Raw genomic sequence first — 16,543 nt, forward strand, 5'->3', positions numbered from 1 at the left:
TGGCTCCTAGCTGGAAACAGTTGGGAGCCGTTTTGTTGAAATAAACCTTGAGTTTATATACCCAAATGACTTGTGAATACTAAGCTTAATTACAAAGTCGCGAAGTTATTTCAGTATAATTACATAAGAAAAGAATCATTATTGAGGTTGTTATGATACCTGTTGTTGCTCTTGTTGGGCGTCCTAATGTAGGTAAATCGACGCTATTTAACCGACTCACCCGTACACGAGATGCACTGGTAGCGGACTTTCCTGGTTTAACGCGTGATCGAAAATACGGTCAAGCTAAGTTAGGTGAACATGAATTTATTGTGATTGATACTGGTGGTATTGATGGCAGTGAAGAAGGTGTAGAAACCAAGATGGCGCAGCAATCGTTAGCGGCGATTGATGAAGCGGATGTCGTCCTATTTATGGTTGATGGCCGTGCTGGACTGACGGTTGCTGATGAAGCCATTGCCCAGCATTTACGTCGAATTGAAAAGCATGCCATTTTAGTGGTCAATAAAGTTGACGGTATTGATGCGGATTCCGCTAGCGCGGAATTTTGGCAGTTAGGCATGGGCCAGCAAATGTATCATATTGCGGCAGCACATGGCCGTGGTGTGGGAGCATTGATTGATCGAGTTTTGAGTCCTTTAGCTGAGCAGATGCTTGAGCAAGGTGGTGAACTAGAAGATTTAACTCAATTTGAAGACCATGAGCCAGAGCAAGTTGATTATACCGAAGAAGAAGCGGAAGCGGTCTATCAGCGTTTGCAAGATCAACCCATTAAGTTAGCGATCATTGGACGACCTAATGTGGGGAAATCGACCTTAACCAATCGTATTTTGGGGGAGGAGCGAGTGGTGGTTTATGACATGCCAGGTACCACGAGAGACTCGATTTATATTCCCATGCAGCGTGATGAGCGTGAATATGTACTGATCGATACCGCGGGAGTTCGCCGCCGCAAACGTATTAATGAAACGGTAGAAAAATTTTCTGTCGTCAAAACCTTAAAAGCAATAGAAGATGCTAACGTTGTTCTACTTGTTGTCGATGCTCGAGAAAATATCTCTGATCAAGATCTAAGCTTGCTAGGGTTTGCGCTTAATGCTGGGCGCTCTATCGTCATTGCTGTCAATAAATGGGATGGGTTGACCACTGATATTAAAGAGCAAGTGAAGAAAGAGCTGGATCGTCGTTTAGGCTTTGTCGATTTTGCTCGTATTCACTTTATTTCTGCTTTACATGGAACGGGTGTTGGACACTTGTTTGAGTCCGTACAAGAAGCTTATCGATCTGCGACCACTCGTGTGGGTACATCAGTACTGACGCGCATTATGAAGATGGCAACCGATGATCACCAACCGCCTTTAATCCGTGGTCGACGCGTGAAGCTAAAATATGCTCATGCTGGTGGATATAATCCACCGATTATTGTTATTCACGGTAACCAAGTGAATGACTTACCAGATTCGTATAAACGTTATTTAATGAACTACTACCGTAAATCATTAGATATTATGGGAACTCCGATTCGAATTCAGTTCCAAAATAGTGAAAACCCATTTGAGACCAAATCAAATAAATTGACTTTATCCCAAGAGCGTAAACGTAAACGCTTAATGAATATGGTCAAAGATCGTCGTAAATAAACCTTAAAAACCCAAGCATTGTGCTTGGGTTTTTCTTTATCTTTTCTTAGTTCCGCGCCTTACACCTCTCTGTTTTGTACTGTTTTGATCGCTGCTTTTATTTTCCTTATTCAGGTGGCAGCGTGACTTTGGGCATCTGCCTACGATTCACCTAGTTGCCATATTTCTCCTAGTGAGATCACTTAATGATCGTTTTATTAAATTCTAATAATTAGAGTATTTTTGTTTTAATTGGTTTTTTTATCTGTTTAAAATCCAAATGCAGAATATGTAACTTATGCTTTCGGTGTGTGGTGATATAAATGTTCTTTTTGCTGGTGATCGCTGCTCATGCTGAAGAAAGCAAAAGATCAGCCTATGATCGCTTCTATTTGGTCGGGGAGATCATTTTCAGCGTCAATGTACGATCTAAATCCGTTCGATTTGTACTCTTAAGCTATAGCTATTATGATTCAAGAAAAAATAGCATCGGAAATAAACCATGAATGAATTATGTCCGCAGTGTGCGGATACATTAAAGTGGGATGGCCAGTATCACTGCGTGAGTTGTCAGGTTCACTATAAAAAAATAGCGCATTGTCCTGATTGTGATCAAGAGTTAGCAAAACTCCAAGCATGTGGCGCTGCTAACTACTTTTGTAATCGGTGCAATGAGTTGAAATCTAAATCGCGGGTTCGTGCTGAATTTCAGAAAATCGACTAATTTACTGTGGAATGTATCGCTTCTTGTGCAAGTCGTGTCACAAGTTTATCGCCCGTTTTGACTTCATCTGCACGGCGGATCACTTTTCCTTGCTCATTTTGAGTGATTGAATAACCACGCGATAAAGTGGCTAATGGGCTGACGGTATGCAATTTGTCAATCAGTAGCGTATAACGATGGCGAGAGGTAACGAGGGCTCGTTCCATTGCGGCTGTTAATTGGCGTTCGCATAAATTCAAGCGGTATTTTTGAGCTTGTAGCTGCTTTTCTGGAGACAGTCGTTGCAGATGATGGTATGAGTTTACAACCTGTTGATGCGCGGTCGACAAACGGCGTTGGATGGCTCTTTCTAAACGAAAGTTTAGCTCGTCTAATTGTTGTTGTTGACGTTGTAACCGATGAATCGGGTGGTGCTTATCCAACTGATGTTGTCGCTGTTTAAGGCCGGTGTATTGCTGAGTTAAATAGTAGCGCATGCCACTTGCTAATTTATGTTGATAATTAGCAAATGTTTGTTTTTTATGGCTATTATCTCGACTAACCATTTCAGCGGCCGCTGACGGAGTTGGGGCTCGCATGTCTGCAACGAAATCTGCAATCGTGACATCAATTTCATGCCCGACGGCACTGATGATCGGAATTTGACTTGCCGCTATCGTTCTCGCCACAATTTCATGGTTAAAGCACCAGAGATCTTCTAGCGAGCCACCACCGCGTCCCACGATCAATACATCACATTCTGCGCGAGAATTAGCACAGCCAATGGCCTGAGCAATACTGATTGCAGCTTCACTACCTTGCACTATGGTCGGATAAATAATGATCGGCAGGCTTGGATCGCGGCGTTTCAGCACCTGCAAAATATCGTGCAGAGCAGCTCCGGTTTTTGAGGTGATCACGCCCACACAGCGCGGGTGTTCTGGCAGTGGTTTTTTGAGTGATTGCGCAAATAACCCTTCTGCGGCCAGTTGCATTTTTAGTTGTTCAAATTCTTGTTGTAGCCGTCCATCGCCTTCAGGCTGCATACTTTCAATGATAATTTGATAATCGCCACGAGGCTCATACAAAGAGAGCCTAGCTTTGACTAACACTTGTTGGCCGTTCTGAGGCTTAAAACGAACAAGACGGTTATTCCCTTTGAACATGGCACATTTCACTTGGGCGCGACTATCTTTCAGGCTTAAATACCAGTGGCCAGAAACAGGTGCAGAAAAATTAGAAATTTCGCCGATTAACCATATAACGCCCATTTCATTTTCGAGCAACAACCGGACTTCTGCATTTAGGCGGGAAACAGTATAAATATTTTGATTAGTCAAGGAGGGCACCGCTAATTGAACCAGACGTGAGTATGGAAATTAGCGGCAATATAATACATAGCAAGGGGGGGATTGCAAATTAAAATTAAAAAAATGAGTGGTCAATCGATTGCTCTGGGCGTATAATCCATCCGCAATATCAAATCTAAATCCCTTTATTATGCGAAACGATAAAGTGGATTTAATACTCTTTAACATCTATGTTGTGAGATATTGCAAATGCTACGAATTGCTAAAGAAGCACTAACTTTCGATGACGTTTTACTCGTTCCTGCACACTCTACTGTTCTGCCGAACACAGCCGATCTTCGCACTCGACTTACCAAAAACATCACGCTAAATATTCCTATGATTTCAGCGTCTATGGATACAGTAACAGAAGCGCGCCTAGCAATTGCTCTTGCACAAGAAGGTGGTTTGGGCTTTATCCATAAAAACATGTCCATTGAACAGCAAGCTGAAGAAGTCCGCCAAGTTAAGATCTTTGAAGCGGGTATCGTCACCAACCCAGTTACAGTTCGTCCAGATGCAACGATTGCCGATGTCATGAGCTTAACCAAAAAACATGGTTTTGCTGGCTTCCCTGTGGTGTCTGAAAATCACGAATTGGTTGGCATCATTACCGGGCGAGACGTTCGTTTTGTGACAGACCTTTCTAAATCGGTTTCAGATGTGATGACACCGAAAGATCGCCTAGCAACGGTTAAAGAAGGCGCTTCTCGTGAAGACGTTCAAGAACGGATGCATAAAGCGCGTGTTGAAAAAGTTCTTGTCGTCAATGACGATTTCCAATTAACCGGTATGATCACGGCAAAAGATTTCTATAAAGCAGAAAGTAAACCCAATGCTTGTAAAGATGAGCAAGGTCGCTTACGGGTTGGCGCAGCTGTTGGAGCCGCTCCTGGCAATGAAGAGCGCGTGAAAGCGTTAGTGGAAGCTGGCGTGGATGTCTTACTGATCGATTCTTCTCATGGCCATTCTGAAGGTGTACTGCAACGTATTCGTGAAACTCGAGCGGCTTATCCTGATCTCGATATTATCGGTGGTAATGTCGCAACAGCGGAAGGTGCTCGCGCATTGATTGAAGCTGGTGTTAGTGCGGTTAAAGTGGGTATTGGCCCTGGGTCTATCTGTACCACACGTATTGTGACTGGGGTTGGTGTTCCTCAAGTGACTGCCATTGCCGATGCGGCGGGTGTTGCCAATGAGTATGGTATCCCTGTTATTGCTGATGGTGGCATTCGTTTCTCGGGTGATATTTCAAAAGCGATTGCTGCCGGCGCATCTTGTGTGATGGTTGGCTCCATGTTTGCTGGCACCGAAGAAGCACCCGGTGAAGTGATCCTGTATCAAGGTCGTTCTTATAAAGCTTACCGTGGCATGGGATCGCTTGGTGCGATGTCTAAAGGCTCTTCTGATCGTTACTTCCAAACCGATAATGCGGCAGACAAATTAGTTCCTGAAGGTATTGAAGGCCGTATTGCTTATAAAGGCCTCCTTAAAGAGATCGTCCATCAACAGATGGGGGGGCTTCGTTCATGCATGGGGCTAACCGGATCGGCAAGTATTGAAGCACTGCGTACGCAAGCACAATTTGTCCGAATTTCAGGAGCGGGCATGAAAGAGTCTCACGTCCATGACGTACAGATTTCAAAAGAAGCCCCTAATTATCGTATGGGTTAAACGTAAACGTTTGCTTTTTTCCTTGATGACCTATCGAGAGGCGGGTAGACTCGCCTCCGTTTCTTAATTTAGCTGATAAGATTGCTTAATAATGACCAAGAATATTCATGATCAACGAATCCTTATTCTAGACTTCGGTTCTCAATATACTCAACTGGTAGCTCGTCGTGTCCGTGAAATCGGGGTGTACTGCGAATTATGGAGCTGGGATGTCGCAGCTGCCGATATTCGAGAGTTTAACCCTGACGGCATTATTTTGTCTGGTGGCCCTGAAAGCGTAACTGAGCTTAACTCACCTCGCGCACCTCAATATGTATTTGATTCAGGCGTGCCAGTCTTTGGTGTGTGCTATGGCATGCAAACCATGGCTGAGCAGTTGGGGGGCCGCGTGGCTAGCTCAAACGAGCGTGAGTTCGGCTACGCACAAGTTAATGTTTCAGGCCAGTCGGCATTATTTAAAGATCTTGAAGCAATTCAAGATGTTTGGATGAGTCACGGTGATAAAGTGGTGGAAATTCCAGCCGATTTCGTAAAAATTGGTGAAACCGAAACTTGCCCATACGCAGCAATGGCCAATGAAGAGAAGAAATACTATGGGGTTCAGTTCCACCCAGAAGTAACGCATACTAAAAATGGCCTAAAAATGCTCGAGAATTTTGTACTCGATATTTGTGGTTGTGAGCGACTATGGACTTCTGAATCCATCATTGAAGATGCGATTGCCCGTATTAAAGCGCAAGTGGGTGATGATGAAGTGATCCTCGGCCTTTCTGGTGGGGTCGATTCTTCTGTCGTTGCGATGCTAGTCCACCGTGCGATTGGCGATAAACTGACTTGTGTCTTCGTCGACAACGGCCTACTACGTCTCAATGAAGGCCAACAAGTGATGGACATGTTTGGCAATAAATTTGGCCTAAACATCATCAAAGTGGATGCGGAAGAACGCTTCCTATCAGCTTTAGAAGGCAAAGCAGATCCTGAAGAGAAGCGTAAAACCATTGGTCATGTTTTTGTTGAAGTCTTTGATGAACAAGCTAAAAAACTTAAAAATGCCAAATGGTTAGCACAAGGTACGATTTATCCAGATGTAATTGAGTCAGCTGCATCAAAAACGGGTAAAGCGCATGTCATCAAATCACATCACAACGTAGGTGGTTTACCTGACGACATGGAAATGGGGCTAGTTGAGCCATTACGCGAACTGTTTAAAGATGAAGTGCGTAAGATTGGCCTAGAGCTTGGTTTGCCATACAACATGCTTTATCGTCATCCATTCCCAGGGCCAGGCCTTGGTGTGCGTGTACTGGGCGAAATTAAGAAAGAGTATTGCGATTTGCTACGCCGTGCTGACGCTATCTTTATTGAAGAGCTGCATAATGCCGATTTGTACAATAAAGTATCGCAAGCGTTTACCGTTTTCTTACCCGTGCGCTCGGTTGGTGTCATGGGTGATGGCCGTAAATACGACTGGGTTGTGTCACTACGTGCAGTTGAAACGATCGACTTTATGACCGCTCATTGGGCGCATTTACCTTATGATTTCTTAGGTAAGGTGTCGAATCGAATCATCAATGAAGTCGATGGCATTTCTCGCGTGGTGTATGACATCTCCGGTAAGCCACCAGCGACCATTGAGTGGGAGTAGGCTTAGTTGTAAAAACTAGCCAAGTCCTTATAAAATAAAAATGCCAGTCAGTATTATTGACTGGCATTTTTTTATGGTTGTATCAGTTCACAGCGATGAAGGCGTTCTATTTTGGGAGATAGAGGCTGCACAACACCGGATACGGCCAGAAGATAAAAGCGATTGCCGTTAAAATGGAGGTATTCCCAAACAGGTTGGCTGGAGCAGATCAGCTTTGCTTTGTTTAAAAAAAAAGGCTAAAATCAGAAGGCTCTTTAGTGTTAATTTGGATTGAATTTTCAGTAGTTTAATCTAGTTTGGCGATGCGCTAAACTCTCATTTATTGGGCAGATTTGCAGTTGCGGAACAAAATTTTAGACCCGCAACCGCTGCTCATCCTTCGCAGACGCTTGCGGATCTAAAATTTTGTTCCGCGGCTTCGAGTAAAGAGCTCTGAGTGACTTGGGAGGAAACTCCCAAGTCACCTTCAATAAAGTAAACAATTAATGGATTTGAAACTTTATCAATATCTTGAAAGTCAAAACTCTAACTTTACGAATCTTTTAAGAGCGACCCCATCAAAACACTACAAGGTTTACAAGATCCCCAAGAAGCGACTTGGTTTTCGTACTATCGCTCAACCTACACCCGCGGTTAAGGTAATCCAAAAGCAGATCGTAGACTATCTGATACCTAAAACTTCTATTCATACATCTGCTTTGGCTTATGTATCGGGAAAAGGGATAAAAGATAATGCGCTCCAACATGTAAAGTCAGACTATTTACTGAAAGTGGATTTAGAGAACTTCTTTAATAGCATAACACCGAAAATGCTTGTTAAGGCTCTAAAGCATCAAGGCATTAATATATCTCAAACTGATATTATGGTTTTGAGTCAGTTTCTTTTTTGGAACATTACAAAAAAAACAAATGGAAAGTTAGTTCTTAGCGTTGGTGCTCCTAGTTCCCCATTTGTATCAAATCTAGTTATGTTTGCTTTTGATCAGAGAATGTCTAAATTGTGCAGAAGTACAGGTATAACATACACTCGTTATGCAGATGATCTGACTTTTTCTACGACTCATAAAAATATTTTGTTTCAGCATTTGAATGAAGTGAGAAAAGTGCTGAAGAAAGAGTTCGGTGCAAGATTAGTTTTGAACGAATCAAAGACGGTTTTTTCATCTAAAGCTCATAATAGACATGTAACAGGAGTTACTCTAACTAACAATAATAAGATTTCTTTGGGCAGAGATAAAAAAAGGTATATATCATCTCTGATTCACAAGTTTAAGCTTGGGCTCCTGGATCAAGAAGATATATATCATTTACAAGGTTTGATATCGTATGCCAAGCATATTGAAGTGAGATTTTTACGCAATATGTCATTGAAATATGGCGCTAATGTTCTTGATTCGATCAGAAAATACTCTGGAGAAGATGATGCCTAGTACCCCAAATCGGCAGATTAATAAAATAGTATCGAAATCGGAGTCTGGTAGCTTTGCGGCTTCTGCGCAGTTAGTGCAGATATACTCTGAGGGCATGATGGGGGCACCTGTCGATGTCGAAAAGGTTCACTACTATCGTATAAAATGTGCCGAGCAGCTAACTAGTGCAAACCTAAGATTGGCTTCATTAAAATTAATGGGCTACCGTGGGTTTGAGTCCTTAGATATTCCTTTCAGTCAAAAATCAAATGTTACTGTGCTTGTTGGTAACAATGGTAGTGGTAAGTCTAGTGTACTAGATGCCATTCAAAAATCTCTTACACACTTTGTTTCGCGTTTATCTACAAGATCTTACAATGGCGATCAGTTAGATGAGTTCGATATTTCCAATGGTGCAACTTTTGCGACAGTCATTCCTGAGTTTAAGGTTGCGGAAACTAGTTTTAGTTTCGAACTATCTCAGAGTCGTCCAATGATAGAGCCTAGGAAAAAAAGTAAGTTTACGGAGTTAAATGAAATTGGAAATTTGTACCGCCTTGCGAATACTGAAAAAAAAGAGCTTTCACTCCCTCTGTTAGCTAGTTATACCGTAGAAAGGGCTAATGATGTTACGACCAAGGATATTGAAGAATCTGACGAAATACTGAGCAGTCATACTTGGGACAAATCTAAAGCTTATAGTAAAAGCTTAACAGGGAAGGCTGACTTCAAACTGTTCTTTCGTTGGTTTAAAGAGCAAGTTGAGTCTGAGAATGATGAAAGTAGTGACATTAAAGTTATTAAAGCGCAGATAGAATCGAAAGAAAGTGAAATTAACAGTTCTTTAATGAAGTCTATTTTGTCTAACCCTGAAACTGTCGAAACTGGTGAAATCTTGATCAAGCAGTACGAGGATCAGATTAATGAGCTTCAAGAACAGCTGAATGAGAAATCTAATGTTGGAAATAAATCGTTAGATAGTGTGAGAAACGCAATTTATAAATTCCTTCCTGGTTTTTCTGATCTCAAGCTGAAAAGAGCTCCATTGGATATGGTTGTTAAAAAAGATGGCCAAGAGTTTAGCGTATTACAATTGTCTCAAGGTGAAAAAAGCGTTCTTGCGCTAATCGCAGATATAGCGAGAAGACTGACTATGTTGAATCCGTCATTAGCGAACCCACTTGAAGGTAGTGGTTTGGTATTGATTGATGAAGTAGATCTCCATCTCCATCCTTCGTGGCAGCAGAAGATTATGCAAAGGCTAGAAAGTACTTTTCCTAATTTGCAGTTCATAGTTACGACCCACAGCCCACAAGTCTGTCATACACTAGACAGTGACAATATATGGTTACTGAAAGATGGTAAGAAGTTTAATGCTCCTAAAGGTGTTAGAGGAGCGGTGTCCTCGTGGGTATTGAAAAACCTCTTTTATGTAGAAGAACGCCCTCCTGAAGATGATATTACTCAACGTTTCAATAAGTACAAAGAGTTGGTATACGCTGATCAATATGATAGTGCGGAAGCTCTAAAAGCAAGAGAAGTACTGATAGATAATTTTGGGAAAGACTATGACGAAATTGTTGAGTTAGACCTGTATATCGAAAACAAAGAGTGGGAGAAAGAGTTTGAGGAGGATTAACAAATCTACCGAAAGCAACGTTCTCACAGAGTATGCCGCGGAGTTCCCAGACTCTAATTGGGATGAATTTAGGCAACATAATAAGGGAGAATCTTACGCAACTATAAAGACTAAGATTTTTTCGGAACAGTATGAAATTTGCGCATATTGTGAAGTGGGCTTGAAAGGTGAGCCTAACCACAATAAGAGAATAGAACACTTTGTGTCCAAGTCCGACATTTCCTCGTCCAGCAATGTTCATTTAGATTGGTTTAATCTTATTGGAGTTTGTTTAGGGGGGACTGATTATAAAAATCGTGAAGAATATGAGTTGCCTGAAAACTTAAGTTGCGATTCGCATAAAGCGCATATAGAGGAGTTGGAATCGATAGTTGATAAAGATTGGAATGGTAAAGTTCTATCTCCTTTAAGTATTCTTCAGGATCATGGGTTGTTTGATTTTGATAAAGTTACAGGTAATCTGACACCGAATTTACAAGCATGTAACGAGCAAGTTATAGAAGGCAATGTGCATGAGACGACACTATTGCTTGTTGAGGAAACAATAAGAGTTTTTAACTTGAATTGTGAAAGGCTAAGCGCAGCTCGCTTAAAATTATTTCGCCAGCTTCAAAATAAAATAAAAACAGCTAGGAAAACTGGCGATATGGGGATTATCGAGAGACTTGTCGCTAGCTGGAAACGAGATTTCCCTCTCTTTTTTCAGACTAGTAGAGATGCAATACTACTCGACAATAAAATCACCTCTAGGTTTTTATGATTATAGTTAAATCTTAAGCAATGGATTTGATTTTACTGGCGAGTTTGGTTAAGGCAGCTTTTCTCTCATCAAAGTAGTCATTATTCTACCTGAGAAGCCGATAACGCCGTAGAAAGGAGCTACAAACGCTGCCCGAAGGGTTCGGCTAAAAGTGTTTTACTCTTTGTTGAGAGGTGTTTTGCCTAGAATAACTGGGCTACAAACCTCTCGCCGCGATTAAAACACTTTTATCTCGAACAAAATTTAACCGCGAAAGATAAACAGACCCTAGAAAGCTACGGATGATTTTGGGTGGTGACAATGAGTATTAAAATCTGGTATTAAAACCGTTGTTCTTCATAAGTATGCTGGGTTGGATGTTTGATATGATGCATTATTTCATGGAAAGCCGCAGAGCTTTGTCCATTGCTTTGATTGAGCTGGTGGCACTCATGAATCAAACTCTTGAGATATGTCCATTGATTTCTGGCCTTGATATTAAGCTCTGAGGGAAGCGCATTACAAATGCGTTGGACACTGTGTTCATGAATGGGAAGCCCAAGTTTGCGTAGATGCAAACTTCGCTCAGTGGCATGATGACTTAGCTGATTGAGTATCGGGATTTGCTGAGCTACGTTGTCGTTTAATGCCACGCTATCAAATGTGAGGTAAATAGATTTTTGTTCTCTAAGTAGCTCTAGCAGCTGTTGGTATAGTTTTATATCGATGCTAATACTGTTAATAACGGCTTGAATTCGTTGAGCTTTGGGTGATGCCATCGTGATATCCTCAATGATAGTCTTACTCGTGTCCCGTATAAAATTGCATTAGCGCTTTTGATAATGCTTTTGAGTCTAGGCTTAATTGACCGTTTGTCAGCGCATTTCTAACTTGCTCTACTTTTGCCATGTCGATGTCTGGAAGAGCGGCCATCTCTTTCTGAGCATGCTCGATTGCTGTTGTGTCCACTTGCACCTGATGCTCTGGTGTTTTGGCTCTAGTTGGCATGTCGACCGTTTTTGTTGTTGTTTGCTGCAAGCTTGTGTGAGATACGTTCCCACCGGCTATTTTATCAATTTTCATGTCATTATCCTCAATCATCCTCTCCTATTGTACTTAGGCGGCCAACAGATGACGATAGTTAAATCGAAATTATGATTTTAAGCTTCAGCTTATTTTTATGTTGAAAGGTATACCCAAACAACTTGGCGTTGCAGGTAGGCGGCAAGTGAGTAACAAATGTGAACAGCCGTAGGCTGGCCTTTGATGAGAGCCACGGATGGCTCTCATCATCTCCATGAGCATAGACAGGCGATGTGATTGGGGTGAACGAACGTAGCCAACACCGCTGCGGCTTCAAGTAGGAAGGGGATATAAAATTGCTTTGTTATTCACGGCCGTGAATATGGATCACTAGAATCGGAAATCAAAATAGCGTTTTTGCTTGATTTTTTCCGGTTACGACGGCACGAATAACGTTTCCTGAACTGATATTTTGTACCTCAATTTGTTTGCCTAAGTATCCATCTTCTAAAGCAATTCCTTTTGTGGTTGCGATAAATCCATCTTTGTTAGCAATTAAAATAATTTCATTACCTTTTTCGATCACGGCGGAGACTTGTACATCACTTTGGCTCAACACGCTGCCACCTCGTATGCGTCTGATGGTTTCGAGACCGATAGCTTGGTTAGGGTCGGTGTAGAAGCTGTCTTGCTTGGTTAATGTTCGACGTTCTACTTTTAGATCGGCGGCAGAGAGTGTGGTATTTCGGTTGATGGTTTTATCTGCTACGACGACAGGTAAAGAGATGCTGGCTTTTATGGTGACATTAATACGCCAAGTATTATTAAGGTCATTACAACTGATGGCACGTTTTAGGTTTCCGATAGGCAGTGAATGATAATCTCGGGTTGAAATAAAAAGGCGTTTTGTACACTTAGGCAAATGCTGGACTGACTTAGGTAGCCATAATTCGTAATTTAGCCGGTAGTGCTGCCAATGTTCATTGCGGGCATAATCGTGCACTTCTTGTTCAAACTGGCTTGAGACATATTGTTTGATTTGGTTTTCAGTCTGGGCTTCCATCGCTAAGCTTGGCAGAGTAAAAAACAACCAGACAGCAAGTAGCATGGTATGGATGGGGTGGCGTTTACCTTGCTTCCTACTGATTTTTTCTCTTTCCGCGTTGCGGAAGTTTGGTTTCCTTTCTTTTTTATAAATCATTGAAAAAAATAACTTATTTGATTGGCATGTATTTTGATTCTTATTAAGTCAGACCGTAAACGACTTAAAGGAAACTTGAATGGCGATCTCATTTGATAGTGCTCTGGGTGTTCATACCGATGCTCTCAACTTTCGTGTTCAGCGTACCAAAGTCCTGGCCAGTAACCTAGCAAATGTTGATACCCCAGGATATTTGGCCAAAGATTTAAGTTTTACAACTGTTATGGATCAGCACTCATCTGGCCGTATAAGTCAACCTAGAGCTAGGTTTGAAGTGCAAACTCAGTACGCCGTCCCTTATCAAAACAGTAAAGATGGGAATACCGTAGAGCTGAGCGTTGAGCAAGCTAAGTTCACGAAAAATAATATGGATTTTCAAACCAGTCTGACTTTTCTGAATATGAAATTCAATGGGCTGGCGAAAGCAATTGAAGGACGTTAACCATGTCATTTAATGATATTTATTCTGTTACCGGTTCGGCGATGAATGCACAGACAGTGCGATTAAATACCATCGCCAGTAACCTAGCAAATGCCGATGCGGTATCTGCAAATCCAAATGATGCTTATAAGGCGTTAAAGCCTGTTTTTGCCACGGTGTATAACAAGACACAACTGGCCCCAGAAAGTAACAGCTATCCGAGCGGGGAAGTACGCATTGTTGATGTCGTACAAAGTGCTGGGCAAGCGGAAAAACGCTTTGAGCCACATCATCCTTTAGCGAATGATGAAGGCTACGTTTTCTATCCAGATATTGATGTTGTCGCCGAGATGGCGGATATGATGTCGGCCACTCGTAGTTTTGAAACCAACGTTGAAGTGCTTGCGAATGTAAAAAGTATGCAACAAGGTTTACTTAAGTTAGGGCAGGGTAGTTAATGAGTCTTGCCCAATACACGGCTTTTTCGGCAGATATTCCAGTAGCATCGACTAATTATGAGACGCCAAAAGTTGCAGCTAACCCTCAGGATCCCAACGGAGGCACTGCTTTGCAAAATGAGTTTATCAATCTTATGGTCGCTCAAATTCAAAATCAGGATCCTCTAAACCCTTTAGATGGGACGGAATACGTCAGTCAGTTAGCGCAGTTTTCTCAAGTTCGCAGTATGGAAAATATGTCCAGCTTGATGAAAAACAGCATGGTTTTACTAGATAACATGCAAGTGCTTTCAACCGCTAGTTTAGTTGGGCAAACAGTCTATGTGGCCGCCAACGAATTTCAACTGGATGATGAGGCGCAGCATGGGCGAATTGAGCTTGAGCATGCGTCGAATCAAGTCAACCTGATGATCAAAGATGAGTTCGGGCAACAAACGAAAGTTTCGCTTGGCGCTCATGCCGCCGGTGATCTCGATTTCTCTATTGATCCAAAGAAACTGGGTTTAAAACCGGGCAAATACACCATCTCTGTTGAGGTACAAGAGGGACAAACTCGTCCTAATATGCTGCTAGCAGGCAAAGTTGAACAAGTTCGTATCCCAAGTAACGGTGGTGCAGCGCTTGTTAACGTCCAAGGTGTTGGTTCAATCCCTTTTTATCAAATCTCCCAGTTTGGTGCCTAACCCGATAAGGAAAAAAGTCAATTATGAGCTTTAACATTGCACTTAGTGGTTTAAATGCCACGAACTCTGAATTGAATACAATCAGTAACAATATTGCGAATGCGTCGACATTTGGTTTTAAAGGTGCTCGAACTGAATTTTCATCAGTTTATAGCGGTATGCAAGCGAGTGGCGTTGAAGTCGCTTCAATTTCGCAAAATTTCGATAAAAACGGCTCGGTGATCAACACGGGGCGGGCAATGGATATTGCAATTAATGGTAATGGTTTTTTTGTCACCAAAGATCATTCAGGGCAAACTCTGTATACTCGCGCGGGGATTTTTGCTCCCGATAAGAACAATTATGTTGTCGCTAACAACGGCGCAAAGCTGCAAGGTTACAGTGTTGATAGCAATAACCAGCTTTTGTCAGGTATGGTGGGTGATATTAAAATTTCTAATGCCTCACTAGGTGCAAAAGCGACCGACAAAATCGACTTTGTGGCTAATTTTGATGTGACCTCTCCTGTCATTACCGCACCATTCAATGCCAGCGATCCGAAGACATTTAACTCCTCTTATACCACCAAGGTGTACGACTCTTTGGGTAACGGCCACACGGTGACTCAGTATTTTACTAAGACCGCTGATAATACGTGGCAAATCAATATGGAAGTCGATGGCGGAAGTACGGCGTTGACCGCTCCCACTAAAGCTCAAACAGTAACCTTTGATGCTGAAGGTAAAATGGCTAGCCCTTCCTCACCATTTAACATCGCATTTAATGCCTCAGGCGCAAATCCTGTAAGTCTAGCCGTCGATCTAACAGGCACAACGCAATTTGGCGCAGCATTTAGTGTGAGCAAAAATAATCCAAATGGTTATGGCGCTGGTGAATTGAAGGGCATTCGCGTTGAGGATAATGGTGAAGTTTATGCAACTTATACTAATGGTCAATCACTATTACAAGGGCAAGTGGTCTTAGCTGATTTTGCCAATCCTCAAGGTTTAACCAAAGTGAGTGGGACGGCGTGGACACAAAGTTTTAGTTCTGGTTCGCCAGCCGTTGGCACCCCAAGAACTGGCGTACTTGGCAACTTAACCCCTGGGGCGTTAGAAGGGTCTAATGTGGATTTAACCAATGAGCTAGTAAGTTTAATGACCGCTCAGCGTAACTATCAAGCTAATGCGAAAACCATTTCAACCAGCGATAAGTTAACACAAGCCTTATTTAATGCAGTTTAACGGAATTTGATATGGATAGTTTGTTATTTACCGCCACTTCCGGTGCAACTCGAGCCTTGAAAGCTCAGCATGTTCACTCCAATAACTTGTCAAATGCGGATACGGCAGGTTTTCGTGCCGATATGGAAAGGGTGCAAAGTTTGCCCGTTGAAGGGGTTGGGTTTGATGGCCGCACTATGGTCGTAACCAACTCCGCCTCTACCCGCTTTGATGCGGGGGATTTGATAAAAACAGGTCGACCGCTTGATGTGGCCATGCGCGGAAAAGGGTTCTTTGCGGTTGAAACGCCAGCGGGAAATGAAGCTTATACCCGTGCGGGGAACATTAATGTCGATAGTTTTGGTGTGATGAGCATCAATGGTTTTCCTGTCTTGGGTGAAAATGGTGCACTTGTACTGCCTGATTACCAGAATGTAGAAATTAGTGAACGGGGCCTTGTGTCTGTTACACCACCGGGAGGTGGTGCAAAAATAGAGGTGGGTACATTAAAACGGGTCAACCCACCGGAAGGACGCTTGCAAAAAGAGAGTGACAGTCTGTTACACAGCATTGATGGTGTTCCTTTCCCGGTCGATGAAACCGTTCAATTGGCCCCCGAGCATTTGGAAGGAAGTAACGTCTCTGCCATCAATGAACTATTGAGTGTGATGTCTTTGACTCGCAATTTTGAGATGCAGGTGCGGATGATGAAAACCGCTGAGACATTGGCTCAAGCCGGTAACAAATTAATGGCAGCAAGATAACGCTAACCTCTGTA

At 42.4% G+C, this 16,543-nt stretch carries 16 protein-coding genes; 12 read left to right on the forward strand and 4 right to left on the reverse strand.

The genetic code is table 11. The features are described 5' to 3' along the window. Nucleotides 1-152 precede the first annotated feature (152 nt). Nucleotides 153-1,640 (forward strand): ribosome biogenesis GTPase Der, encoded by a 1,488-nt coding sequence (gene der / locus CAG57_RS07750; RefSeq protein WP_099611912.1) that lies wholly within the window; start codon nucleotides 153-155, stop codon nucleotides 1,638-1,640. Between the two features lie 481 nt (nucleotides 1,641-2,121). Further along, nucleotides 2,122-2,343 (forward strand): zinc ribbon domain-containing protein, encoded by a 222-nt coding sequence (locus CAG57_RS07755; RefSeq protein WP_161427915.1) that lies wholly within the window; start codon nucleotides 2,122-2,124, stop codon nucleotides 2,341-2,343. Here the strand turns inward: CAG57_RS07755 and xseA are convergent. Then, the gene (gene xseA / locus CAG57_RS07760; RefSeq protein WP_161427914.1) at nucleotides 2,340-3,671 is read right to left on the reverse strand and encodes an exodeoxyribonuclease VII large subunit; all 1,332 of its coding nucleotides are present in this window, start codon (nucleotides 3,669-3,671) and stop codon (nucleotides 2,340-2,342) included. The genes CAG57_RS07755 and xseA overlap by 4 nt on opposite strands. A 210-nt stretch (nucleotides 3,672-3,881) precedes the next feature. Between xseA and guaB the strand changes: the two genes are divergently transcribed. The 5 genes from guaB to ptuB all read left to right on the forward strand — a co-directional run bounded on the left by guaB (nucleotide 3,882) and on the right by ptuB (nucleotide 10,798). Beyond that, nucleotides 3,882-5,345 (forward strand): IMP dehydrogenase, encoded by a 1,464-nt coding sequence (gene guaB / locus CAG57_RS07765; protein ID WP_157928701.1) that lies wholly within the window; start codon nucleotides 3,882-3,884, stop codon nucleotides 5,343-5,345. 91 nt (nucleotides 5,346-5,436) lie between these two features. Continuing rightward, entirely contained in the window at nucleotides 5,437-6,990 is a 1,554-nt protein-coding gene (guaA, locus tag CAG57_RS07770) for a glutamine-hydrolyzing GMP synthase (RefSeq protein ID WP_161427913.1), read from the forward strand. A 485-nt stretch (nucleotides 6,991-7,475) separates the two neighbouring features. Further along, complete coding sequence (locus CAG57_RS07775) at nucleotides 7,476-8,420, forward strand: retron St85 family RNA-directed DNA polymerase (RefSeq protein ID WP_161430774.1); 945 nt, start codon at nucleotides 7,476-7,478, stop codon at nucleotides 8,418-8,420. Beyond that, nucleotides 8,410-10,038, forward strand: a complete 1,629-nt coding sequence (gene ptuA, locus CAG57_RS07780) for a retron Ec78 anti-phage system effector ATPase PtuA (protein WP_161428564.1) — start codon at nucleotides 8,410-8,412, stop codon at nucleotides 10,036-10,038. The genes CAG57_RS07775 and ptuA overlap by 11 nt, the downstream gene beginning before the upstream one ends. Beyond that, on the forward strand, nucleotides 10,025-10,798 hold the full coding sequence (ptuB, locus tag CAG57_RS07785) for a retron Ec78 anti-phage system effector HNH endonuclease PtuB (protein WP_161434094.1): 774 nt from the start codon (nucleotides 10,025-10,027) through the stop codon (nucleotides 10,796-10,798). The genes ptuA and ptuB overlap by 14 nt, the downstream gene beginning before the upstream one ends. Nucleotides 10,799-11,118: 320 nt before the next feature. Here ptuB and CAG57_RS07790 read toward each other — a convergent pair whose 3' ends face one another. The 3 genes from CAG57_RS07790 to flgA all read right to left on the reverse strand — a co-directional run bounded on the left by CAG57_RS07790 (nucleotide 11,119) and on the right by flgA (nucleotide 13,001). Then, complete coding sequence (locus CAG57_RS07790; RefSeq protein WP_161428350.1) at nucleotides 11,119-11,556, reverse strand: flagellar protein FlgN; 438 nt, start codon at nucleotides 11,554-11,556, stop codon at nucleotides 11,119-11,121. 22 nt (nucleotides 11,557-11,578) lie between these two features. Beyond that, complete coding sequence (gene flgM / locus CAG57_RS07795) at nucleotides 11,579-11,860, reverse strand: flagellar biosynthesis anti-sigma factor FlgM (RefSeq protein WP_161428351.1); 282 nt, start codon at nucleotides 11,858-11,860, stop codon at nucleotides 11,579-11,581. 343 nt (nucleotides 11,861-12,203) lie between these two features. Continuing rightward, on the reverse strand, nucleotides 12,204-13,001 hold the full coding sequence (flgA, locus tag CAG57_RS07800; RefSeq protein ID WP_161428352.1) for a flagellar basal body P-ring formation chaperone FlgA: 798 nt from the start codon (nucleotides 12,999-13,001) through the stop codon (nucleotides 12,204-12,206). 79 nt (nucleotides 13,002-13,080) lie between these two features. Here flgA and flgB point away from each other — a divergent pair, with 79 nt between their 5' ends. Genes flgB through CAG57_RS07825 form a run of 5 tightly spaced genes read left to right on the forward strand, consistent with a single transcriptional unit; the run spans nucleotide 13,081 to nucleotide 16,529 of the window. Next, a complete protein-coding gene (gene flgB, locus CAG57_RS07805; protein WP_099611921.1) occupies nucleotides 13,081-13,443 on the forward strand; it encodes a flagellar basal body rod protein FlgB in 363 nt (120 codons plus the stop codon). 2 nt (nucleotides 13,444-13,445) lie between these two features. After that, on the forward strand, nucleotides 13,446-13,880 hold the full coding sequence (gene flgC / locus CAG57_RS07810) for a flagellar basal body rod protein FlgC (protein ID WP_161428353.1): 435 nt from the start codon (nucleotides 13,446-13,448) through the stop codon (nucleotides 13,878-13,880). Then, nucleotides 13,880-14,563: a flagellar hook assembly protein FlgD gene (gene flgD / locus CAG57_RS07815; protein ID WP_099611923.1), complete on the forward strand. Its 684-nt coding sequence runs from the start codon at nucleotides 13,880-13,882 to the stop codon at nucleotides 14,561-14,563. Before flgC ends, flgD begins: the two co-directional genes overlap by 1 nt. A gap of 23 nt (nucleotides 14,564-14,586) precedes the next feature. After that, nucleotides 14,587-15,786 carry a flagellar hook protein FlgE gene (gene flgE / locus CAG57_RS07820; RefSeq protein ID WP_161428354.1) on the forward strand — a complete coding sequence of 400 codons (1,200 nt, stop codon included), beginning with the start codon at nucleotides 14,587-14,589 and terminating at the stop codon, nucleotides 15,784-15,786. An 11-nt stretch (nucleotides 15,787-15,797) separates the two neighbouring features. After that, nucleotides 15,798-16,529: a flagellar basal body rod protein FlgF gene (locus CAG57_RS07825; protein ID WP_099611925.1), complete on the forward strand. Its 732-nt coding sequence runs from the start codon at nucleotides 15,798-15,800 to the stop codon at nucleotides 16,527-16,529. Nucleotides 16,530-16,543: the final 14 nt, after the last annotated feature.

This window comes from Vibrio sp. V30_P3S12P165 (assembly GCF_009904905.1).
Taxonomy (GTDB): domain Bacteria; phylum Pseudomonadota; class Gammaproteobacteria; order Enterobacterales; family Vibrionaceae; genus Vibrio; species Vibrio fujianensis.

Coding starts and splice junctions, on each gene's coding strand:
- der (WP_099611912.1), top strand. CDS start 153: ATGATACCTGTTGTTGCTCTTGTTGGGCGTCCTAATGTAGGTAAATCG.
- ptuA (WP_161428564.1), top strand. CDS start 8,410: ATGATGCCTAGTACCCCAAATCGGCAGATTAATAAAATAGTATCGAAA.
- flgE (WP_161428354.1), top strand. CDS start 14,587: ATGAGCTTTAACATTGCACTTAGTGGTTTAAATGCCACGAACTCTGAA.
- CAG57_RS07790 (WP_161428350.1), bottom strand. CDS start 11,556: ATGGCATCACCCAAAGCTCAACGAATTCAAGCCGTTATTAACAGTATT.
- flgC (WP_161428353.1), top strand. CDS start 13,446: ATGTCATTTAATGATATTTATTCTGTTACCGGTTCGGCGATGAATGCA.
- CAG57_RS07775 (WP_161430774.1), top strand. CDS start 7,476: ATGGATTTGAAACTTTATCAATATCTTGAAAGTCAAAACTCTAACTTT.
- flgM (WP_161428351.1), bottom strand. CDS start 11,860: ATGAAAATTGATAAAATAGCCGGTGGGAACGTATCTCACACAAGCTTG.
- guaA (WP_161427913.1), top strand. CDS start 5,437: ATGACCAAGAATATTCATGATCAACGAATCCTTATTCTAGACTTCGGT.
- guaB (WP_157928701.1), top strand. CDS start 3,882: ATGCTACGAATTGCTAAAGAAGCACTAACTTTCGATGACGTTTTACTC.
- flgA (WP_161428352.1), bottom strand. CDS start 13,001: ATGATTTATAAAAAAGAAAGGAAACCAAACTTCCGCAACGCGGAAAGA.
- CAG57_RS07755 (WP_161427915.1), top strand. CDS start 2,122: ATGAATGAATTATGTCCGCAGTGTGCGGATACATTAAAGTGGGATGGC.
- CAG57_RS07825 (WP_099611925.1), top strand. CDS start 15,798: ATGGATAGTTTGTTATTTACCGCCACTTCCGGTGCAACTCGAGCCTTG.
- flgD (WP_099611923.1), top strand. CDS start 13,880: ATGAGTCTTGCCCAATACACGGCTTTTTCGGCAGATATTCCAGTAGCA.
- flgB (WP_099611921.1), top strand. CDS start 13,081: ATGGCGATCTCATTTGATAGTGCTCTGGGTGTTCATACCGATGCTCTC.